Raw genomic sequence first — 20447 nt, 5'->3', positions numbered from 1 at the left:
CCGCCACTGTTCCAGCCGGGGGCTCGAGAGCAAAGGCATCCCCCTTTCCCCGACCCTCCCCCCAGGCTGCGCCGGGGCAGAGGGCGCTTCGGAGCTCGCGGCATGAGTCAGGCATCGGTCTCCCGGGCCTGCGCGGCCGTACTGCGGCGCGACCTCACGCTTGCCTGGCGTCGCCGAGGCGACATCGCCATGCCGGTGCTTTATGCGTTGATCGTCGCCACGCTGTTCCCATTCGCGCTGGGGCCGGAGGACGCGTTGCTGCAACGCATCGCCGGCGGCGTCGTATTGGTCACGGTATTGCTGGCCATGCTGCTGGCGCTCGATGCCATGTTTCGAAGCGATATCGAGGACGGTTCGCTGGAACAGCTGGTGCTCGCTCCGCAGCCGCTGGCGCTGATGCTGGGCATGAAGATCCTCGCGCACTGGTTCACCACCGCTTTGCCGCTGATCGTGATCGCCCCCCTGCTGGCCGGCATGCTGCATCTGCCCGTGCAGGTGATGGGCGTGCTCATGCTGGCCTTGCTGCTGGCCACGCCGATGCTCAGCCTGCTGGGCGCCGTGCTGGTCGCGCTGACGGCCGGGACGCGGCGCTCTGGTATGCTGCTCGCTCTGATGCTGCTGCCGCTTTGCGTGCCGGTGGTCATCTTTGCCGCAGGTGCGGTCGCGGCCGCCCAACAGGGGTTACCGTGGGTCGCCCCGATCGCCTGGCTCGGCGCGGCGCTCGTCCTGGCCCTGGTGCTTGCACCGCTCGCCTGCGCCGCCGCCCTTCGCATTGCTTTGGACGCATAAGACCATGTCCAAGTGGATTCCCCTCTGGCTGCACAAGCTCGGCTCGCCGCCGATCTTCTACCGCTTCGCCGGCACGTTGCGGCCGTGGTTCCTCGCCCTGGCGCTGATTGCAGGCGCGATTGGCCTGTACGGCGGGCTGGTACTGGCCCCGGCCGACTACCAGCAGGGCGACGCCTACCGGATCATCTTCATCCATGTCCCCAGTGCCTGGATGGGGCTGTTCATCTATGGCGTGATGGCGGTGGCCTCATTCATCGCCCTGGTGTGGCGCATCAAGCTGGCCGAGGCGGTGGCGATGGAATCGGCACCGATCGGCGCGGCCTTCACCTTCATCACCCTGGTGACCGGCTCGCTCTGGGGCAAGCCGATGTGGGGCACCTGGTGGACCTGGGACGCCCGGCTGACCTCCGAGTTGGTGCTGTTGTTCCTGTACCTGGGCGTGATCGGGCTGTACCACGCCTTCGAGGATCGCCGCCAGGGCGCCCGCGCGGCAGCCTTCCTTGCCATCATCGGCATCATCAACGTGCCGATCGTGCACTTCTCGGTGAACTGGTGGAACACGCTGCACCAGGGTTCGACCGTGCGCATCCTGGGTCCCTCCAAGATCAGCATGGACATGCTGTGGCCGCTGCTGACGATGATGGTTGCGACCAAGCTGTACTACGTCGCCAGCCTGTTCGGCCGCGTGCGCGCCGACCTGCTGGAGCTGGAAGGTGGCAAGGACTGGGTGCGCAGGATCGCCACCGGCGAGCAGGCCACGGGAGAACAGGCATGAGCCAGTTCCTCGCCATGGGCGGTTATGCCGCCTATGTATGGCCGGCCTATGCCGTCTTCTTCCTCGTGCTGCTCGCCGATTTCATTTCCCCGATGCTGCGCCGCCGCCGCAACCTGCGTGAACTTCGCGCGCGGCTGGCACGTCAAACGGCGCGCCAGCAACGCACCGCCTCGCCTGCCGTGAATCCATGAACCCGACCCGCAAACGCCGCATGATCATCGTCCTCCTCGTGCTCGCCGCCGCGGTGGTGGCGGTGGGCCTGACCGTGTTCGCCCTGCAGCAGAACATGAACTACCTGTTCACCCCGAGCCAGGTGCGCGCCGGCCAGGCCGAGGCGTACAAGACCTTCCGTCTGGGAGGCATGGTCAAGGGCGGCTCGATCGAGCGCTCCGGCGATTCGCTGAAGGTCGGTTTCACCGTCGTCGACGCCGATGGCGCCTTGCCGGTGGAGTACACCGGCATTCTTCCCGACCTCTTCCGCGACAACCAGTCGGTGATCGCCACGGGACACATGGCTGGCGATCATTTCGTCGCGACCGAAGTGCTCGCCAAGCACGACGAAACCTACATGCCGAAGGAACTGAAGGACGCCATGGAAAAGGCGCACCACGGCAAGGCCGTGGCCGCCAACGAGGCCCCCCAATGACGCCCGAACTCGGCCAGCTCGCCCTCATCCTCGCCATGCTGCTCGCCCTGGCGCAGGGCGTGCTGCCGTTGATCGGCGCCTGGCGCGGCAACCGCGCGCTGATGGCTGTAGCGCGTCCCGCCGCCGCCGGCCAGGCCGTGTTTGTGGCGTTGGCATTCGGCCTGCTGGTGTGGGCCTTCCTGACCTTCGACTTCTCGGTGCAGTACGTCGCCGACAACTCGAACCTCGCGCTGCCCTGGTACTACCGCATCGCCGCCGTGTGGGGCGCGCACGAGGGCTCCATGCTGCTGTGGGTGATGATCCTCAACGTCTGGACGGTGGCGCTGGCCGCCTTCAGCCGCCAACTTCCCGAAGAATTCCTTGCCCGCGTGCTGGGCGTGCTGGGCATCGTGGCGGTCGGCTTCCTGGCATTCATCGTTTTCACCTCCAATCCGTTCGCGCGCCTGTTGCCAATGCCGCCGGACGGCGGCGACCTGAACCCGGTGCTGCAGGATCCGGGCATGACCTTCCACCCACCGGTGCTCTACATGGGCTACGTGGGCTTCTCGGTCGCCTTTGCGTTCTCCATCGCCGCGCTGCTCGGTGGCGCGCTGGAACAGGGCTGGGTGCGCTGGGCGCGGCCGTGGACCAATGCCGCCTGGGGCTTCCTCACCTGTGGCATCGTCGCGGGCAGCTGGTGGGCCTACGCGGAGCTGGGCTGGGGCGGCTGGTGGTTCTGGGATCCGGTGGAGAACGCCAGCTTCATGCCATGGCTGGTGGGCGTGGCGCTGATCCACGCGCAGGCGGTCACGGAGAAGCGCGGTTCGTTGCGCGCCTGGACCATCCTGCTCTCGATCTTCGCCTTCTCGCTCTCGTTGCTGGGCACGTTCCTGGTGCGCTCGGGCGTGTTGACCAGCGTGCATGCGTTCGCCTCCGATCCGCGCCGCGGCCTGTACATCCTGGCCTTCCTGGCGATCGTGATCGGTGGTTCGCTGCTGTTGTACGCGCTGCGGGCGCCCAAGGTGGCCGGCGGCAAGGCGTTCGCACCGCTTTCGCGCGAGACGGTGATCGTCATCGCCAACCTGATGTTCACGGTGGCCGCGGCCATGGTGCTTCTGGGCACGCTGTTTCCGCTGATCGGCGACGCGTTGCACCTTGGCAAGATCTCGGTCGGCCCACCCTATTTCGGCTTCCTGTTTCCGCTGCTGATGCTGCCGGTGGTCCTGCTGCTGCCGTTCGGGCCGTTTCTGCGCTGGGGCAAGAGCGAGGCCGCTCCACTCAAGAGCGTGTTGTTGCGGGTGACTATTGCCGCGGTGGCCTGCGCCATCGTCGCCGCGTTCTTCGTGGACGGCCAGGCCAAAGCGATCGCCGGCGTGGCGGCCGCGGTTTGGTGCGGCGTCGGCACACTGCTGTACGTCTACAAGCGCTGGCGCGAGATGCCGCGTGGGCGGCGCTACCCAGCCGAAATGGCCGGCATGTTGCTGGCGCACTTCGGCGTCGGTGTGTTCCTGGTAGGCGTGCTGCTGTCCGAGTCGCTGAGCGTCACGCGCGACGTGCGCATGGCACCGGGCGACACGCAGACCGTGGGCGCCTACACCTTCCGTTTCGACGGCGTGCACGCCACCCGCGGGCCTAACTGGCATGCCGAACAGGGCACGGTGACCGTGCTGCGGGACGGCAAGACGATCGACGTGATGCACCCGCAGAAGCGCACCTACCCGCGCGGCCAGGTGCAGACCGAATCGGCGATCGATCCCGGCGTCACCCGTGATCTCTACGTCGCGCTGGGCGAGCCGATGGATCCGAACAAGCTCGAAGGCGCCTGGGCGCTGCGCCTCTACGCCAAGCCGTTTGTGCGCTGGATCTGGGCCGGCGGCCTGTTCATGATGCTGGGCGGTTTCGTGGCCGGTGCGGACAAACGCTTCCGGGCCAGGCGAGCGGCCGCCAAGGTCGCGGCCGAGCCGGTGTTACCCGCGAAGGAATCGCGCGCATGAGCCGTTCGCTGCCATTGATCGGCTTCCTCCTGCTGGTGGGCCTGTTCGGCTTCGGCATCTGGTGGAACACCCGGCACGACCCGCGCGAAGTGCCCTCGCCGCTGATCGGCAAGCCCGCGCCGGAGTTCTCGCTGCCGCTGCTGGACGATCCCGGCAAGACGGTCAGCAAGACCTCGATGCTGGGCAAGCCCTATCTTGTCAACGTATTCGCCAGCTGGTGCATCGCCTGTGGCGAGGAGCACCCGGTGCTGATGGCCGAGGGGCGTACGCTCGGCGTTCCGCTGGTCGGCTACGACTACAAGGACGCCCCCGAGGATGCCAAGGCCTGGCTAGCTCGACATGGGAATCCCTACGACATGGTGATTGCCGACCAGCCGGGCCGGACGGCGATCGACTTCGGCGTCTACGGCGCCCCGGAAAGCTTCCTGATCGATGCCAAAGGCACGATCCGCTACAAGCACATCGGGCCATTCACGCCCGAAGTGATTGAGCGCGAGCTCAAGCCGCTGATCGCGCAGCTCAAGCAGGAGGCGCCATGAACCACGGCGTCCCCTGCAGGAGCGCCCTTGGGCGCGACCATGCGGCATCCGGGTCGCGCCCAAGGGCGCTCCTGCAGATGCTCTTCGCGTTGTTCCTGGCCTTCTCAGGCGCGGCCAACGCCCAGGCCATCGACCCGCTGCCGTTCAAGGACCACGCCCAGGAAGTCCGTTTCCAGAACCTGACCCGCCAGTTGCGTTGCCTGGTGTGCCAGAACGAGAACCTGGCCGATTCCAACGCCGATCTGGCGCGCGACCTGCGCCACGAAGTGTTCGGGTTGATGCAGCAGGGCAAGACGGACGACCAGATCAAGCAGTACCTGGTGGACCGCTATTCCGACTTCGTGCTGTACGACCCGCCGGTCAAGCCCGCAACCTGGCTGCTGTGGTTCGGCCCGGCGCTGTTCCTGCTGATGGGCGCCGCTCTGGTGCTGGCGACCATCCGCAAGCGTAGTCGCGCGGCGCGCATCGACAGCCGGCTGGTCGACAACGCCACGATCGAACAAGGGGACGATTGGTGAAGCTCGCGTTCTACCTGATCGCTGCCGTGATGATCGCGGCGGCGCTCGCGCTGCTGCTCTGGCCACTGGTGCGGCACGACCGCCGCCAGGGTCGACCGGGCAGCCTTTTTGCACTCGTGCTGGCCATGGCCTTCGTGGTGCCGCTGGCAGCTGGCGGGTTGTACCTGCTGGTCGGCACGCCGGTGGCGCTGGAGGGTGTGGCGGCACAGCCATCGATGGACATCGACCAGGCCGTCGCCGAGCTGCGCGATCACCTCAGGCAGCAGCCGGACGACCTGCAGGGCTGGATGTTGCTGGCGCAGACCGAGGCTGCGCTCCACCAGAACGGGCAGGCGCGCGATGCCTACGACCAAGCGCTCCGGCTCGACCCGAAGAACGGGACGGCGATGGTGGGCTGGGCCGAGGCCGACTCCATGGTTCGCGACGACCACAGGATCGAAGGCCGCGCCCTCGACCTGCTCAAGCAAGCCGTACAGGCGGATCCGGCCAACCAGCGCGGCCTGTGGTTGCTCGGCATCAGCCAGTTCCAGCACGGGGACTACGCCGCGTCGGCCGCCACCTGGCGCCGTCTGCAACCGCTGCTTGAGCCCGGTTCCAACGTGGCCAAGGCGGTCACCGAACAGATCGCCGTAGCCGAGGCGCGTGCCGGTGGCAAGCCGGGCTCCGCCGCCAGCGCCGAAGGCCCGCATCTCGTGGTGCAGGTCCGGCTTGCTCCCGCGTTGCGAGACCGGCTCAAGCCCGGTGCTGCCCTGTTTGTCTACGCACGCGCGGAACAGGGGCCACCGATGCCGCTGGCCGTGGCGCGGTTGGATGCCTCGCAGCTGCCGGCCACTGTCACCTTGACCGACGCCATGGCAATGGCCCCGCAGTTGAAGCTCTCCTCGGCGGATAAGGTGTTCGTCGGCGCGCGGGTCAGCACGAGCGGTCAGGCCGTCGCCCAGAGCGGCGACCTGGAGGGTGATGCCGGCGTGGTGCCGGTGGACCAGGCCGACCCGGTGCGGATCGTCATCGACAAGGTCCACCCATGACCACGCCGGCTCCCGACGCCCGCCGCTATCACGCCCTGCCCTCGCCGTTCGCGATGAAGCGCGGTGGACAGTTGCATGGGGCGCGGGTGGCGTACGAAACCTGGGGGCAGCTCGATGCGGTCCGCGGCAATGCCGTGCTGATCCTCACCGGTCTGTCGCCCAGCGCCCATGCGGCCTCCAACGCGCAGGACCCGAGCCCCGGCTGGTGGGAGGAGATGCTTGGCCCAGGCAAGGCCATCGACACCGACCGCTGGTTCGTCATCTGCGTCAACTCGCTGGGCAGCGACAAGGGCTCGACCTGCCCCGCCTCGATCGATCCTGCCACTGGCGAGCCTTACCGCCTGGCGTTCCCCGAGCTCGCCCTGGAAGATGTCGCCAACGCCGCCTTCGAGCTGGTGCGCCACGGCCTGGGCATCGACCGGCTGGCCTGCCTCATCGGCTGCTCGATGGGCGGCATGAGCGCACTGGCCTACATGGTGCTGCACCCGGACAGCGTCCGCGCGCACATTAGCGTGGATACCGCGCCACAGGCGCAGCCCTTCGCGATCGCCATCCGTTCGTTGCAGCGCGAAGCGATCCGCCTCGACCCGCAATGGAACGGCGGCGACTACGACATCCATCTGGTGAGCGACCGCGGCGGTGACAGCGACCGCTATCCGGAGATGGGCATGAGCATCGCGCGCAAGCTCGGCGTGATTACCTACCGCTCCGCGATGGAGTGGAACGGCCGCTTCGCCCGCATCCGGCTCGATCCGGAAAAGCGCGAGGACGAACCGTTCGGTTTCGAATTCCAGGTGGAGTCCTACTTGCAGGGACACGCCCAGCGCTTTGTGCGCAGCTTCGATCCCAATTGCTACCTCTATCTGTCGCGCGCCAGCGACTGGTTCGACATCGGCGAGTACGGCGGCGGAGACATCATGGAGGGGCTGAAGCGCATCCGGATCGCACGAGCGCTGGTGATCGGCGTCAGTACCGACATCCTGTTCCCGCTCGAGCAGCAGGAACAGATCGCCACCGGGCTGTCGGCCGCCGGCGCCGAAGTGGAGTTCGTGGCGCTGGACTCGCCGCAAGGTCACGATGCGTTCCTGGTGGATATTCCCAACTACAGCCGCGCCATCGGCGGCTTCCTTGCCCGCCTGTGAATTGCTGACGAGTTCGTCTCGGCCGGCTAACAGCCGTGCGCTAAACTCGGCGTGAAGTCGTACCGCGAGAATCCCCATGCTCACCACGGAATTTCCAGGCTGCCGCGACCTGATCGAAGCGATCGATCATGCCGTCGGCATGCAAACCACCTTCGCCGTCACCGACACCCTGCGCAACGGTCTGTGCAAACTGATGCGCAGTGGTGTGGTCAAGCTGCCCGATTGCGTGTTCGAGACCGCCGAAGGCCGCTACGCCCGGCGCGAGCTCTACCGCAGCGAGAAGTACGGCTACTGCGTGGTGGCGATGACCTGGGGACCTGGCCAGGGCACGCCGATCCACGACCACTGCGGCATGTGGTGCGTGGAGGGCGTATGGAGCGGTGCGCTCGAAGTGGTGCAGTACGAGCGCCTCGCCGATGAGGACGGCCACTGCCGCTTCCAGCCGGTCGGCTCGATCCAGGCCGGTCCAGGCTCGGCCGGCAGCCTGATCCCGCCCCACGAGTACCACACCATCCGCAACCCCAGCGAAGACGCCATCGCTGTCAGCCTGCACATCTACTCGGGCAACATGACCCGCTGCGCGATCTTCCAGCCGTTGCCCGAAGAACACGGCTACGAACGCTGCGAGCGCCAACTGGGGCTCGACCCGGTGCACTGAGCCGGGCATAATTCGGTTTCTTGTGCCGGTGTGGCGGAATGGTAGACGCGGCGGACTCAAAATCCGCTTCTGGCGACAGAGTGTAGGTTCGAGTCCTATCACCGGTACCACAGGAAAGGCGGCACGCCGCCCGTCGAAAGCCCGCGACAAGCGGGCTTTTTTTGTTGCGCATTTCAATGACGGCGCCATAGAAGCGATATCACCAGGTGATCGCACACGAACGTGGGCCGAAATAACCTAGTAATGTTTCGCAAAAAGATCACTTTTGCTGCTGTTAGAGTGGCATTGCTCAATTAGTGAGCAGTCCAACAAGGGGACATGACTATGATGAAATTACTGCGGCACCGCGCGCTTTGGGCCAGCCTGGTTGTGATGGGTCTTTCGGCCCCCGCCTTTGCATCGCAATCAGGTACAGGCCTGGGGCAAAGTTGGCCGAATGCGCAGGACATGAGTGCAAGCACGCATTGGCACGTTTATACCTTCGACAACAATGGCGTGCGATATGTTCAGGTCAACGACCTCAACGGCAACGTGCGCGTGGCCTTTGCTGCCGCCAATGGCCAGTTCCTGGTGCTACCGATGGGTCGTAACGCCCAACAGATATCCACGCCGCAACAGGATGCGTCTGTATCGGCAACGGCGGTGCCGCTGCCGTCTTACAGCGAGACGGTCTATCGCGACGGCGAGGTTCAGCTCAACGCAGTGCCGATGAGCGACGGGTCGACGATGTTCAAGGCCACCCAGCCGACAATGATGGTCGCACCGGGTTGCGATACCGATCCCGCGGAATGCAATACGCATCTCAATTGAAAAAAAAGCCGCCCAAATGGGCGGCTTTTTTGACTCTAAACAACTAACAAAGGCGAAACCAGTTGTCGCCAGGGGCGAGCCGAAGCCTGACCTCAGAAAATATCCGGATCAAACAACATGATGCTGACCCGGCTTCGTCCCGAAAGGATCTTCAGTCGAGCTTTGCCGCCAAATACCCCTGCCCGATCCTTAATTGCGGCGATACCCATTCCACTGCTGGCAATGAGCGTCTCCAGATTGCCCCAGCGAATTCTGCTCAATCGATCGAAATCGGCGTAGCCGTCTACCTGGAGCGCCACGCAGCGGCGACCAGCCAACACGCCGACGCGGACCCGGATGTGTATTCTGCTGACGTTCCGTTGGGCGCAGACCACGGACACTGCCTCGGAGGAAAGGCGATACAAGGTTGTCTGCACACTGCTGGACAACTTATCGAGCGCATCTGTGCGAATGTCGCACCAATAGGCCATTCCAGCCTCGTCAAGCGCCCGCGGCATCGAGCCTTCGCGCAAGGCGGCCGACAACCCGCGCTCACGCAGCGCTGTGGGATACAACGAATCAGCAAGCCTATACATCTGATGTTGCGTGAGGGCTGCCTGGCGGTGATAAGTACGCTCGTCGGTCCCGGGCAACAGCGTCCTGAGGCGGGCAAACATTTGCGTATACGAAGCCTGTATCGAACCGCTCATTTGCTCCAGCGCGTTGGATATCTGTTGCAACTGGATTTCGCCAAGATGAACATTTCTCTGCGCCAGGGCGAAAGCCAGTCGAGCCTCCGCGCGTCCCCGCTCGTCCCTGTCATGCAGGAATGCGATACGGCCACCGAGCATCATCATCGTGGTAACGGTGAACGCAACAAAGACCAATGCATGCAAGGTGTCACTATCGTGGACCGCCGGCATTGTCAGCATTACGGCAATGCTGGCGGCGGTGCCACCCACGGCTGCGCCGCGCCAGCCGTGTCGCAGCGCAAGCCATGCGACTGGCAGGAACATGGCGATACGTGCTTCCTGGCTCGCCTGGCTCGCCAGGCCCGATGCTAGCCACACGAGCAGCGCAAGCGCGGGGAGCAGCAGACAAACGGCATCCAGAACCAGGGGGCTTCCAGACAACCGCGCCCACAGTCTGCTCCGGCCAAAGCGGTGCCATTCCTCACGAACGAGAAGCACCAACGGGACGATCGTGAGAATTCCTATGTAGTTGCCCAGGAAATACCAGCCGGCGACCGTCTGAACCTTGTACGGATAGGCATCGGCAAGGGGGCCGCGCATCAACGAGAACGTCGCGATATTTACGGCCGCACAGATGAGGGATACGGTCAACGTGCCAAACAGGAACATATTGATGCTGGTTTGGCCGGTGCAGGGGAACAGCCGGCGGCGCTCGCGGAACCAGCGGATGACCGGCATGACGAGCGCGATAGGCGGCACCATGAACGTGGATGCCCACAGCCAGCCGTACGTGGAAGCGCAGTCAATGCCCCTGTAGGCAAGCGGCAGGAACTCACCCAGCACCAAGGCCGGCCAATACCGGTAAGGAACAAACAACAGGACCGCGAAGCGCAACCCCGCCAGAGGTGTCCAGTGGGAAAAGGTGACTTCTCGCAGCAACGCGTAGGACAGCGCATACGCGAAGACCACTGCGCCGTGCCGGCACCAGATGTTTGACCACAACCCCCTTGGCATCCCCTTCCCCTGGTTTTCCATCCCGAAATACGCCGTTTGAGATGTATCGGCAGCTTAGCCCGATAATCAACCCATCTTTCCGTGAAAGCGCAGTGAAACCAACGGCCTGGGGGCTAGCTTAGCGCAGCTGCGCCAGCATCGCCTGGATCGGCAGCCGGTGTCGTGCCCGACCTCTCATTTCGGTCGGCTGGCGCTTCGACCGTCGTGGACGCCGCACGTTGTCAGCACGAGTACGACGATGCCAGCTCGGCCACCATCCGGAACAGATCGGCACGGTGGAAAGGCTTCTGCAGCGTCGGGCGATCCTGCCAGGGTTCACGCAGCCCGTGGGCGCCGTATCCGGTAGCGAAGGCAAACGGGATTTCGCGGGCCGCCAGCGCCTCGGCGACCGGATAGACCTCTTCGCCGGCCACGTTGACGTCGAGGATCGCCAGATCGACGGTTTCCGTGCGGGCGGCTTCCACCGCCTGATCGATCCGTGCCATCGGTCCGATGATGGTGTGGCCGGCCTCCGAAAGCATGTCTTCCAGCAGCATGGCGACAAGCATCTCGTCTTCGACCAGCAGGATCCGCCAAGGGCCGGACGTCTTTTCCATTGGGCTACCTATTGCACCAGGGTGGTGGAGTCCGGATCGGCCAGTTCGCGCCAGCTGCCGTCGCTCTCCTGCACGCGCACGGGCGGGTGCTGGAGACCCCAGGCACGCGCCAGCTTGGCCCGTACCCTCACGGCTGCCGAAATCGCTTCGGCGCGCGTGGGGTAGGTCCCCACCCGCGAAGCCTCGCCCCTCACGATCCAGGGAGCCTCACCGCTGAACGGCACGAACAAGCGTACGGTTTCCGGATTCATTGCGCCCTCCCCCCGGAAGGCTCCGCCCGCCAGGAACCCGGCAGCAGTGCGCATACCGCTGGCCGGACATGCAGTCTTGCAGATGTCGCGTGGCTTGAATAGGTCGTTACGCGCCCGTGGCGGGCCGGGCTCCGGCCTTTGCGGCATCCTCTTCAGACGGATGTCTACAGTTCGCGAACGACGCGGAATCCCACGCGCGCGCTGCGCACGCCGCCATCCGCTCCCTGCCGGTACGCCGAGCGCACTTGGTCGGGCGAACTGCCCCATGAGCCGCCGCGCACGACGTGCACACTGCAGCCGGGGTTGAGCCAGGCGCTGCCGTTGACCGGTGCGCGTACGTAGTTGTCGTGCCAGCAGTCGGCGACCCATTCGGAGACGTTGCCGTCGATGTCGTACAGGCCGAAGGGGTTGGCCATGAAGCTCGCTACCGGAGCCGGTCCCCAGTAACCGTCCCGGTAGCCGGGAAAGGCGTTGCTCCAGCGTCGCCCACTGGGCGAACGATCGCCGCTGCCGGTGAGATTCTCCACCTTGCGTGTGGGCGCCTGCCCGCCCCACCAGAAGCGGGTCTGGGTGCCGCCACGCAGGGCATATTCGAACTCCGCCTCGCTCGGCAGACGGTAGCGTTTGCCGGTGCGCTCGCCGAGCCAGGCGGCGTAGGCCTTGGCATCGCGCCAGGAAATATTGACCACCGGCAGCTCGTCCGCCGCCGGGCGACCCGCGTAGTCGTCCTGCCAGGTGGCGCTCGAATCGTCGCGCAGGACACCGCTGCGCTCGTCATACACGCTGGCGCCCCCCCGGCGGATCGAATCGGGCTGATAGCCGCTGGCCCGTACGAACTCACGGAACTGGCCCACCGTCACCTCGGCGCGAGCCATCGCGAAGCCCTTGTTCAACGTCACCTGGTGCGCGGGTGTCTCCGCGTCAGTGCGGTCCCCCTCGCCATCGGGCGCGCCCATGCGGAAGCTGCCGGTGGGGATCACCACCATTGCCGGCGTGTGTCCCGGAAGATCGACGAAGCGGTCGCTGAAGACTTGCCCGGGTTTGTAGCTGGCGTACAGGCGGGCGTTGGTGAGCTGCTGCTGGAACGCGTCGATGCCCTTCAGGTCCGGCTGCAGGGCCTGTGCCTGCCCGGCGAGGCGCTGCGCCAGGTCCAGGTTGCCGGCGTCCAGCGCCGAGCGTGCCTGAGCGAGCAGCCCGCTGGCGCGCTGGCGACGAATGCCTTCGACGCGGTTGCGCACGTCGACCAGTTGCTGCGCGCCGGGACGGATGGTTTCCGCTTCTGCCAGCGCCCGGTCAGCGGCTGCGAAATCGTTCTGTGCCACGGCCGCCAGGGCACGGTCCAGCACGGCGCGCTGCACCTGGAAAATACCCTGCTCGGCCATGGCGTTCTGCGGATCGAGCCCCTGCACCTGGCGATAGAGATCCAGGGCGCTGGCGCCCTGTGGCTGGTCGACCTTGCCCTGCTGCAAGAGCGAGGCGGCCTGGGCCAGCATCGGGCGAACCTTGGCGAGCGTCTTCAGGCCCTGCTCCAGCTGAGCGACGTCGCCCGCCGTGTTCGGCAGGTCGCGCAGGCCGTCCAGCAGATCCTGCGCGGAATCGGCATCGCCGACGGCAATGTCCTGGCCGATCTGCGCCACCAGCTGTGCGCGCACCTGATTGAGACCCTGTGCGGCGGCCCGGCTGTCCGGCTTGTCCTTCAACGCCTGCGCATAGAGCGCGGCGGCGCTGTCCTCGCTGCCGACCAGCCGCCCCTCCTGCATTGCCTTCCCGGCGCGCGCGAGCAACGCCTGCACCTCGGGCGTGTCGGCACTGAGCTGCTCGGGCAAGTGCTGGTTGCCCTTGTTCATCCGCGACGCGATCACCCCCGCGGGGGCCAGGGTGAGTGGCGGCCCGGCATCGACTTCCGCATCCAGCGGCGTGCGGGGTGCGCGTTGTCCGGCAGGCGCGGCGAACCCGGTCGAGGCCGGCCGGCGAGCCGTCATCGTGGCAGGGTCGACATGGAACACGCGCGGAAAGAAGTGGTAGACCAGCGCCGCGCCGAGCACGAGCACGCCCAGTGCGCCACCGAGGGTGCGCTGGAGGCGGACGGTTTCGTTGCTCGGCATGGAGGTCCCAAGGCTGTTATCGTGCGCCGCTCACCTTATGGCAGGGCCGATGACAGGGCAATGCGCCTGGCGCTTCCCCGAGCGCCTGCCGACCAACACCGAGGAAGTGTCCGCATGTCCGTGCCCACCGCGGCCGACGCCACATGGATCGATCAACGCGACACGCTGGAGGCGTGGCTGGCTGAACTGCCCGCCGATGCCGCGCTGGGCGTCGATACCGAGTTCATGCGCCGGAACACGTTCCACCCGCAACTGGCGCTGCTGCAGCTCGGATGGAACGGCCGTTACGCCCTGGTCGACCCGCTCGCCTTCGACATCGGCAGCGCCCTGCACCCGCGACTCGCCACAGGCCCCACGGTGACCGTCATGCACAGTGCCGGCGAGGACCTCGAAGCCCTCGCGCCGCTGCTGCCCGAAGGGCCCGGCACGCTGTTCGATACCCAGATCGCGGCCGCCTTCGTCGGCATGGGCCTGGGGCTGAGCTATCGCGCGCTGGTCGCAGAGCTGGCCGGAGCGGAACTGGACAAAGGGGAAACCCGTTCGGACTGGCTGCAACGTCCGCTGACCGAGTCGCAACGCCTCTACGCGACGCTCGACGTCGTCTATCTGGAGCCGGTCCACGCCCAGCTTGCGGCACGCCTGGCCGAGCGTGGCCGTACCGCGTGGCACGCCGAGGACTGCGAGCGACTGAAGCGTCGCGCCAACACCCTTGAAGGCGACCCGCAGCCGCAGCGCAGTTTTCGTGCCGCGTCCGACTGGTCGCACGCGCAGCAGGCCTTGTTGCGCCGCATCCTGCTGTGGCGCGACCGCAGCGCGCGCACGCTGGACCGCCCGCGTTCCTGGCTGCTGGAGGATGCACTCGCGCTCGATCTGGCGCAGAACCCACCCTCCAGCCTGGCCGATCTGGACCAGCGCAGCCGCGGCCAACGTGCACTGCGCTCGCCGCAGCGCGCGGAGCTGTTCGAGCTGATCAAGCCCGCCCCGGATGCAGAGGAACAAGCCGCCACCGCCGCGATCCCCGCACCCGTGCTGGGACCGGCCAAGAAGGCGCTGGCCGCGATGAAGGACACCGTCGACCGCCTGGCCGGCGAACTCGACCTGCCCGCCGGGCTGCTGTGCCCGCGCAAGGTGGTGGAGGAATACCTCGTCACGCGCGAATGGCCGGAGTTCCTCGAAGGCTGGCGCCGCGAGGTGCTGCACGGACCGCTGTCCGGCTTGCTGCCTGACTGACCGATACGAAGGAAGTCGGCGGCACGCAACGCAGGCCCGCGGAGACTCTTGGCGAACGCCGTGCGACGCTGCTAACATGCGCGGCTCGCGTGGGGTGGTAGCTCAGCTGGGAGAGCGTCGCGTTCGCAATGCGAAGGTCGGGAGTTCGATCCTCCTCCACTCCACCACTTGTTTCGACGAAAAAGCCGCCTCGCAAGGGCGGCTTTTTCGTTGTGGGCTCTGCTGCATGCAGCGCCCTCGCTATGCACCGATCGGGCTTTCGGCTGGTATCTCCGAAAGCCGGCCCAGATCGCGGGTCCTCTCGGCGTATCGCTGCTTGATGTCCTGCGGTGCCCGGCGTCGTCCCGGTGACATGCCTGGCTCGTGGTGTCAGGCCTTGAGCGGTAGCTCCATACCCGGACGAGGCGTCCCGAAGCCCTGGGCGTGCTCACGGCGACAAACCTCTGCACGCCTCTGCACGGTTTTGCCGCGTACACCAGGAACTGCGCCCTCGTGATTCGCGCCCAGGCCTATGGGTGATCGAAGCCTTCCTCGCGCTTGGCCTCGCGATCGGCCTCCTTGGCGTCACGCGTCTCCTTGGCATCGCGTTTTTCCTGCAGCTTGTGGTCCATGCGGGCGACGTCGGCGTCGTTGCGATCGCCGGTGCCGTGGCGGTGCTGGGCGGTGGGCTTGGGATTGGGCATGTGACGGCTCCTGCTTTGAAGGAACAAGTCGCCAGACTACGCGTCATGCGCTCACCGTCGCGTGATTCCGCCGTGTCGAAGCAGCAGGCTCAGGCCTGGCGCGCGAACACCACGCCATGGGCAGGCAACCGCAGCCGCCCCGCCGCGAAACTGCCTTCCGCAAGCCCGTGGCCGTCGATGGCATGCCAGTGGCCGTCCAGCGACAGTTCCGCTTCGGATGGGCTTGCCGCCAGGTTGAACGCCACCAGCACGGTTTCGCCGGCGTGGCTGCGGGTGAAGGCGAGCACGGGCTCGGGCGTGTCGAGGAAGTGGATGTCACCCCAGCGCAGCGTGGGCTGTTCTTTCCGCCAACGCAGGACGCGGCGGAAACCCTGCAGCGCGGAAGCCGGGTCGTCCTCCTGTTGCGCCACGGCCAGCGTGCGGTGCTCCTCCGGTACCGGCAGCCACGGCTCGCCGTGGGTGAAGCCGGCGTGCGCGTCGTCGTTCCAGGGGATCGGCGTGCGACAGCCGTCGCGTCCCTTGAACTGCGGCCAGAAGGCGATGCCGTAGGGGTCCTTCAGGGACTCGAAAGGCACCTGCGCTTCGGTCAGGCCCAGTTCTTCGCCCTGGTAGATGCACACCGACCCGCGCAACGAACAGACCAGTGCCGTGAAGAGATTGGCGAGCGCGGCGGTCGGCCGTGCCCTGCCCCAGCGGCTGAGCACGCGCTCGACGTCGTGGTTGGAGATCGCCCAGCACGGCCAGCCCTCGCGCATCTGCGCTTCCAGTTGCTGCACCGTGCCGCGGATGTGCGCAGCACTGAAATCGTCGGTGAGCAGCTCGAAGCTGTAGCCCATGTGCAGGCGGCCGGCTTCGGTGTACTCGGCCATCGTCGCCAGCGAATCCTCCGAGGAGATTTCGCCCAGCGCCACCGTGCCCGGGTAGCGATCGAGCAGCGCGCGCAACTCAGCAAGGAAATCCAGGTTCTCCGGCTGCGTGTTGTTGTACCAGTGGTACTGGAAGGCGTACGGGTTGTCCGGGCTGAAGCCACGACCGACGCGCTGGTCCTTGGGTTTGGGCGGGTTGTCGCGCAATTGCGCGTCGTGGAAACAGAAGTTGATCGCGTCCAGGCGCAGGCCGTCGACGCCCCGCTCCAGCCAGAAGCGCACGCAGTCGAGGATCGCCGCGCGCACCGCCGGGTTGTGGAAATTGAGGTCCGGTTGCGAGGCCAGGAAGTTGTGCAGGAAATACTGCCCGCGCCGCGGCTCCCACTGCCAGGCGCCGCCGCCGAAAATCGACAGCCAGTTGTTCGGCGGCGTGCCGTCGTCGTTCGCGTCGGCCCAGACGTACCAGTCGGCCTTGGGGTTGTCGCGGCTGGCACGGCTCTGCTGGAACCACGCATGGTCGACCGAGGTGTGGCTCAGCACCTGGTCGATCATCACCCGGATGCCCAGGCCGTGGGCCTTGGCCAGCAGGCGATCGAAATCCTCCAGCGTGCCGAACATCGGATCGACGTCGCAGTAGTCGGCGATGTCATAGCCGTAGTCGGCCATCGGCGACTTGAAGAACGGCGAAATCCAGATCGCGTCGACGCCGAGGCTGGCCACGTAATCGAGCTTTTCGATGATCCCCGGCAGATCGCCTACGCCGTCGCCATTGGTGTCCAGGAAGCTGCGCGGATAGATCTGGTAGGTGACGGCGCCGCGCCACCAGGGTGCATCACTCATTACGGATCCCTGTTCCTTTCCGCGCCGCGCAAGGGCGCGCGCCGCAGCGTGGCCGGCAGCTTAGCGGCTCCCTGTGCGACCACCGTCGAATGTGCATACGTATTCATGCCGGTCCCTCATCGCATCGCAGCAAAACCGCCGCCAGGGCGCTCGCAAGCGGGCCGAGCCGTTGCGGCCCAACGAAAGTCGCCGCCCCGCCAGCGTTCGAGCGCGCACCACGCCCGGCGCGGTTTTCGATGCAGAGCACAACAATGAATACGTATGCATATAGCTGTGCGCTCCACGGGGGGCGACCTACCATGCCCCTCGCGCCGGTCCGCCAGGCAGGCACCGGCCTACAGAACGACACGCATCGGTACAGATGCCTACTACAGAACGACTCGAAGTCCGGGGGAGAGAATGGTGATAGACAAACGCAATGTGCTTGCCTTGGCGCTGGCATCCGCGCTGTGCGCCGGCACCGCCGCCCATGCGGCCAACGTGCAGGACACCGGCGACCAGGCCATGCAGTCCGCCGACAGCAATACACAGGCAGCCCGGCAGAAGAAGTCCAAGGTCCAGGCCACGGAGCTGACCGGCGTCACCGTCACCGGCTTCCGCAAGAGCGTGGAAACCTCCATCGACGTCAAACGCGACGCCGACACCATCAAGGAAGTCGTGACCGCCGCCGACATCGGCGGCCTGCCCGACGTGTCGATCTCCGACGCGCTGACCCGCCTGCCGGGCGTCGCGGCCGAGCGCATCGACGGCGAGTCGAGCGCGATCAACATCCGCGGCCTCTCCGGCGATTTCGTCGAGACCACGCTCGACGGCCGCGAGCAGGCTGCCACCAGCGGCAGCCGCGTGACCCAGTTCGACCAGTATCCGTCGGAACTGATCAGCCAGGCGGCGATCTACAAGTCGCCCAAGGCCTCGCTGATCGAAGGCGGCGTGGCCGGCACGGTGGAAATGCAGACCGCCAATCCGCTGGACAACGCCAAACCGTATTCCGGCCTGCTCAACGTGCGCGGCAGCTACAACGACCGCGCCAACGAAACCGAGGGCGCCAACGCCCGCGGCTACCGCGTCAGCGCCTCGTTCCAGGGCAAGTTCCTGCACGACACGCTGGGCCTGGCCGCCGGCTTCGCCTCGCTCTACCAGCCGCACGTGGCCGACCAGTTCAACGGCCTGGCCTACAACGGCACCAAGGACGTCAACGGCGACGGCACCAACGAGTACACCAGCGAAGGTTTCGAGTTGCAGCAGAACGGCGGCATGCTCCGCCGCAACGGCTACATGGCCGTGCTGCAGTGGCGCCCGTCCGACAGCTTCGAGCTGAAGGCCGACGGTTTCTATTCCAAGTTCGATACCAGCAGCAGTGGCCGCGGCTTCCGCGTCAAGACGCTTGCCAACGGCAGTTTCACCAACCCGGTGATCCTGCCCAACGGCGCGGTCACCGGCGGCACCGTCTCGCAGAATGGCGACCCCTACTTCGTCGTGCAGACCACCAACGATGACAACTCGCTGAAGAACAGCGTGCTGTCCGGCGGCCTGAACGCCAAGTGGATGCTCGGCGGCTGGACCATCAGCTCGGACGTCTCCTACTCGCACGCCAAGAGCGACTTCAACAACGGCGTCTCCTGGGGCCTGCTCTATGACGACATGAGCGCGGCCAACCCGGTGGCGGCCAACGATGAGGTCGTCGACTACCACCTCAACGGCATGCAGCCGGGCACGGTCGGCTTCAATCACGACTACACCGACCTGTCGCGCATGGGCCTGGGCAAGGTGGGTGTGTATCCGTACGTGTACGACGACGAAAGCAAGGCGTTCCGCACCGACGTGCGCTACGACTTCGTCGACAACGGCTTCCTGTCGGCACTGGAAATGGGCGTGCGCTACTCGCGTCGCACCTACAACGCCGACCGCAGCGCGTTTGAGTACGGCAACGACTTTGGCCAGTACCCTGCCGGGCAGCCGCCGCTCGCGCTCGATCCGTCGAACGCGCACAAGGTCTGTTTCGAGGGAAACCTTTCCTCGTTCCCCTGCTTCCTGTCGATCAACACGCTGGCGGTGCTGTCCGCCAACGGCGTGACACCGACGCCGACCAAGAACTGGAACGCCAACTGGACGATGATCCAGAGCGCCGAGGTCGACGAGCACGTCTCGTCCGGCTACGTGATGGCCGACATCGACACCAACGTCGCCAACCACAGCCTCACCGGCAACGTCGGCGTGCGCGTGGTGCACACCTCGCAGTACTCCAACGGCCTGCAGCAGATCGGCAGCGGCCAGGGCGAGCCGATCACCGACGAGCTGGGCGTGACCAGCACCGACTACATCCACGTACGTCGCGGCAAGTCCTACACCGATTACCTGCCCTCGCTGAACCTCAACTGGCATTTCGACGAATCCAACCAGTTGCGCTTCGCCGCCGCCAAGGTGATGTCGCGTCCGCCGCTCAACAAGCTGCTGACCGGCTCCGGCTCGTGGATCGACGGCAACACCTACAACATGTGGGGCAACACCAGCCCGTTCCTCGATCCGTTCTACGCCAAGCAGTACGACCTGTCGTTCGAGCACTACTCGCCCGATTCGACCGGCGCGTTCGCCGCGGCGGTGTTCTTCAAGCACATCGACTCGTTCATCGAGGACTACACGATCAACCCGTACGACTTCGCGGGCAACGGCATCCAGGTGCCGATCAACCCGGCGACGGGCCTGCCGTACGAGAACGGCCAGTACCAGACGGCGGTGAACAACGACAAGGGCGGTTTCGTGCGCGGCATCGAACTGTCGTACTCGCGCGTGTTCAACTTCCTGCCGGGCGCCTGGTCGGGCCTGGGCTTCACCGGCAGCTACTCGTACTCGCAGAGCCAGGTCACCTCGACCTCGACCCTCGGTGGCGCGCCGCAGACGATGGGCCTGCCCGGCCTGTCGCCGCGCGTGATCAACGGCACGCTCTTCTACGGCAACCAGGGCTTCGACACGCGCCTGTCGGTTCGCCACCGCAGCGCGTTCGTCTCCAACCAGATGGCCATCGATACGCAGATCGTGTACTACGCGCCGGAGACGGTGGTCGACTACCAGGCCTCCTACGCGTTCAAGAACGGCCTGAGCGTGCTGTTCCAGGTGAACAACCTGACCGACGAGCCGACCCGTACCTACTTCGGCAACGAAGCGCAGACGGGCACGCTGCAGTGGTTCGGCCGGCAGTACCTGGTCGGCTTCACCTACGCGCTGTAAGCCTCGCGCCGGGCATGCACCTCCCCGCCCGCCCGGCGCGTCTTTCTCCCCGGACCCGCGCGATCTGGCGGGTCCTTTTTTTTGCCAG

19 protein-coding genes and 2 tRNA genes are annotated in these 20447 nt (G+C 66.1%); 15 read left to right on the top strand and 6 right to left on the bottom strand.

Annotated features, from left to right (window positions below; all coding sequences use genetic code 11):
• Positions 1 to 102 precede the first annotated feature (102 nt).
• The 12 genes from ccmB (at position 103) to J7I44_RS16375 (ending at position 8878) form a co-directional block, all read left to right on the top strand.
• On the top strand, positions 103 to 789 hold the full coding sequence (ccmB, locus tag J7I44_RS16430; RefSeq protein ID WP_209623219.1) for a heme exporter protein CcmB: 687 nt from the start codon (positions 103 to 105) through the stop codon (positions 787 to 789).
• Between the two features lie 4 nt (positions 790 to 793).
• Positions 794 to 1564 (top strand): heme ABC transporter permease, encoded by a 771-nt coding sequence (locus J7I44_RS16425; RefSeq protein WP_209623217.1) that lies wholly within the window; start codon positions 794 to 796, stop codon positions 1562 to 1564.
• The gene (ccmD, locus tag J7I44_RS16420; protein ID WP_209623215.1) at positions 1561 to 1755 is read left to right on the top strand and encodes a heme exporter protein CcmD; all 195 of its coding nucleotides are present in this window, start codon (positions 1561 to 1563) and stop codon (positions 1753 to 1755) included. The genes J7I44_RS16425 and ccmD overlap by 4 nt, the downstream gene beginning before the upstream one ends.
• Complete coding sequence (gene ccmE / locus J7I44_RS16415) at positions 1752 to 2210, top strand: cytochrome c maturation protein CcmE (protein WP_245188235.1); 459 nt, start codon at positions 1752 to 1754, stop codon at positions 2208 to 2210. Before ccmD ends, ccmE begins: the two co-directional genes overlap by 4 nt.
• Entirely contained in the window at positions 2207 to 4183 is a 1977-nt protein-coding gene (locus tag J7I44_RS16410; protein WP_209623211.1) for a heme lyase CcmF/NrfE family subunit, read from the top strand. The genes ccmE and J7I44_RS16410 overlap by 4 nt, the downstream gene beginning before the upstream one ends.
• On the top strand, positions 4180 to 4722 hold the full coding sequence (locus J7I44_RS16405) for a DsbE family thiol:disulfide interchange protein (protein ID WP_209623209.1): 543 nt from the start codon (positions 4180 to 4182) through the stop codon (positions 4720 to 4722). The genes J7I44_RS16410 and J7I44_RS16405 overlap by 4 nt, the downstream gene beginning before the upstream one ends.
• Positions 4723 to 4799: 77 nt before the next feature.
• Positions 4800 to 5240, top strand: coding sequence for a cytochrome c-type biogenesis protein (locus J7I44_RS16400; RefSeq protein ID WP_209623207.1), 441 nt, complete (start codon positions 4800 to 4802; stop codon positions 5238 to 5240).
• Complete coding sequence (locus tag J7I44_RS16395; protein ID WP_209623205.1) at positions 5237 to 6268, top strand: tetratricopeptide repeat protein; 1032 nt, start codon at positions 5237 to 5239, stop codon at positions 6266 to 6268. The genes J7I44_RS16400 and J7I44_RS16395 overlap by 4 nt, the downstream gene beginning before the upstream one ends.
• Positions 6265 to 7410 (top strand): homoserine O-acetyltransferase MetX, encoded by a 1146-nt coding sequence (gene metX / locus J7I44_RS16390; protein ID WP_209623204.1) that lies wholly within the window; start codon positions 6265 to 6267, stop codon positions 7408 to 7410. The genes J7I44_RS16395 and metX overlap by 4 nt, the downstream gene beginning before the upstream one ends.
• A 76-nt stretch (positions 7411 to 7486) precedes the next feature.
• Positions 7487 to 8068 carry a cysteine dioxygenase family protein gene (locus J7I44_RS16385; RefSeq protein ID WP_209623202.1) on the top strand — a complete coding sequence of 194 codons (582 nt, stop codon included), beginning with the start codon at positions 7487 to 7489 and terminating at the stop codon, positions 8066 to 8068.
• Between the two features lie 24 nt (positions 8069 to 8092).
• Positions 8093 to 8178, top strand: a tRNA-Leu gene (locus J7I44_RS16380).
• Positions 8179 to 8386: 208 nt separating this feature from the next.
• Positions 8387 to 8878, top strand: coding sequence for a hypothetical protein (locus J7I44_RS16375; protein WP_209623200.1), 492 nt, complete (start codon positions 8387 to 8389; stop codon positions 8876 to 8878).
• A 92-nt stretch (positions 8879 to 8970) separates the two neighbouring features.
• On the opposite strand, the gene J7I44_RS16370 is transcribed toward J7I44_RS16375, so the two are convergent.
• The 4 genes from J7I44_RS16370 to J7I44_RS16355 form a co-directional block, all read right to left on the bottom strand.
• On the bottom strand, positions 8971 to 10518 hold the full coding sequence (locus J7I44_RS16370) for an MASE1 domain-containing protein (RefSeq protein ID WP_209623198.1): 1548 nt from the start codon (positions 10516 to 10518) through the stop codon (positions 8971 to 8973).
• Positions 10519 to 10784: 266 nt separating this feature from the next.
• A complete protein-coding gene (locus J7I44_RS16365) occupies positions 10785 to 11159 on the bottom strand; it encodes a response regulator (protein ID WP_209623195.1) in 375 nt (124 codons plus the stop codon).
• An 8-nt stretch (positions 11160 to 11167) separates the two neighbouring features.
• Complete coding sequence (locus tag J7I44_RS16360) at positions 11168 to 11410, bottom strand: DUF2188 domain-containing protein (protein WP_209623193.1); 243 nt, start codon at positions 11408 to 11410, stop codon at positions 11168 to 11170.
• A 164-nt stretch (positions 11411 to 11574) separates the two neighbouring features.
• Positions 11575 to 13515, bottom strand: a complete 1941-nt coding sequence (locus J7I44_RS16355) for a formylglycine-generating enzyme family protein (RefSeq protein ID WP_209623191.1) — start codon at positions 13513 to 13515, stop codon at positions 11575 to 11577.
• 114 nt (positions 13516 to 13629) lie between these two features.
• Between J7I44_RS16355 and J7I44_RS16350 the strand changes: the two genes are divergently transcribed.
• Both J7I44_RS16350 and J7I44_RS16345 read left to right on the top strand, forming a co-directional pair.
• The gene (locus J7I44_RS16350) at positions 13630 to 14745 is read left to right on the top strand and encodes a ribonuclease D (protein WP_209623189.1); all 1116 of its coding nucleotides are present in this window, start codon (positions 13630 to 13632) and stop codon (positions 14743 to 14745) included.
• A 91-nt stretch (positions 14746 to 14836) separates the two neighbouring features.
• A tRNA-Ala gene (locus tag J7I44_RS16345) sits at positions 14837 to 14912 on the top strand.
• A gap of 342 nt (positions 14913 to 15254) precedes the next feature.
• Here the strand turns inward: J7I44_RS16345 and J7I44_RS16340 are convergent.
• Complete coding sequence (locus J7I44_RS16340; RefSeq protein ID WP_209623187.1) at positions 15255 to 15428, bottom strand: hypothetical protein; 174 nt, start codon at positions 15426 to 15428, stop codon at positions 15255 to 15257.
• 89 nt (positions 15429 to 15517) lie between these two features.
• Positions 15518 to 17134, bottom strand: a complete 1617-nt coding sequence (locus tag J7I44_RS16335) for an alpha-glucosidase family protein (protein WP_209623185.1) — start codon at positions 17132 to 17134, stop codon at positions 15518 to 15520.
• A 402-nt stretch (positions 17135 to 17536) separates the two neighbouring features.
• On the opposite strand from J7I44_RS16335, the gene J7I44_RS16330 reads away from it, so the two are divergent.
• The gene (locus J7I44_RS16330) at positions 17537 to 20359 is read left to right on the top strand and encodes a TonB-dependent receptor (RefSeq protein WP_209623183.1); all 2823 of its coding nucleotides are present in this window, start codon (positions 17537 to 17539) and stop codon (positions 20357 to 20359) included.
• The last annotated feature ends 88 nt before the right edge of the window (positions 20360 to 20447 follow it).

This window comes from Frateuria flava (assembly GCF_017837635.1).
In the GTDB taxonomy this organism is placed as follows: Bacteria; Pseudomonadota; Gammaproteobacteria; order Xanthomonadales; family Rhodanobacteraceae; genus Frateuria_A; species Frateuria_A flava.
Note: the sequence above shows the minus strand (reverse complement) of the source record. Positions and strands in the feature narration are given on the sequence as shown.

What these genes read in the sequence shown, in the direction of transcription:
- ccmB (WP_209623219.1), top strand. Translation starts at nt 103, where the DNA reads ATGAGTCAGGCATCGGTCTCCCGGGCCTGCGCGGCCGTACTGCGGCGC.
- J7I44_RS16425 (WP_209623217.1), top strand. Translation starts at nt 794, where the DNA reads ATGTCCAAGTGGATTCCCCTCTGGCTGCACAAGCTCGGCTCGCCGCCG.
- ccmD (WP_209623215.1), top strand. Translation starts at nt 1,561, where the DNA reads ATGAGCCAGTTCCTCGCCATGGGCGGTTATGCCGCCTATGTATGGCCG.
- ccmE (WP_245188235.1), top strand. Translation starts at nt 1,752, where the DNA reads ATGAACCCGACCCGCAAACGCCGCATGATCATCGTCCTCCTCGTGCTC.
- J7I44_RS16410 (WP_209623211.1), top strand. Translation starts at nt 2,207, where the DNA reads ATGACGCCCGAACTCGGCCAGCTCGCCCTCATCCTCGCCATGCTGCTC.
- J7I44_RS16405 (WP_209623209.1), top strand. Translation starts at nt 4,180, where the DNA reads ATGAGCCGTTCGCTGCCATTGATCGGCTTCCTCCTGCTGGTGGGCCTG.
- J7I44_RS16400 (WP_209623207.1), top strand. Translation starts at nt 4,800, where the DNA reads ATGCTCTTCGCGTTGTTCCTGGCCTTCTCAGGCGCGGCCAACGCCCAG.
- metX (WP_209623204.1), top strand. Translation starts at nt 6,265, where the DNA reads ATGACCACGCCGGCTCCCGACGCCCGCCGCTATCACGCCCTGCCCTCG.
- J7I44_RS16385 (WP_209623202.1), top strand. Translation starts at nt 7,487, where the DNA reads ATGCTCACCACGGAATTTCCAGGCTGCCGCGACCTGATCGAAGCGATC.
- J7I44_RS16375 (WP_209623200.1), top strand. Translation starts at nt 8,387, where the DNA reads ATGACTATGATGAAATTACTGCGGCACCGCGCGCTTTGGGCCAGCCTG.
- J7I44_RS16365 (WP_209623195.1), bottom strand. Translation starts at nt 11,159, where the DNA reads ATGGAAAAGACGTCCGGCCCTTGGCGGATCCTGCTGGTCGAAGACGAG.
- J7I44_RS16360 (WP_209623193.1), bottom strand. Translation starts at nt 11,410, where the DNA reads ATGAATCCGGAAACCGTACGCTTGTTCGTGCCGTTCAGCGGTGAGGCT.
- J7I44_RS16355 (WP_209623191.1), bottom strand. Translation starts at nt 13,515, where the DNA reads ATGCCGAGCAACGAAACCGTCCGCCTCCAGCGCACCCTCGGTGGCGCA.
- J7I44_RS16350 (WP_209623189.1), top strand. Translation starts at nt 13,630, where the DNA reads ATGTCCGTGCCCACCGCGGCCGACGCCACATGGATCGATCAACGCGAC.
- J7I44_RS16340 (WP_209623187.1), bottom strand. Translation starts at nt 15,428, where the DNA reads ATGCCCAATCCCAAGCCCACCGCCCAGCACCGCCACGGCACCGGCGAT.
- J7I44_RS16335 (WP_209623185.1), bottom strand. Translation starts at nt 17,134, where the DNA reads ATGAGTGATGCACCCTGGTGGCGCGGCGCCGTCACCTACCAGATCTAT.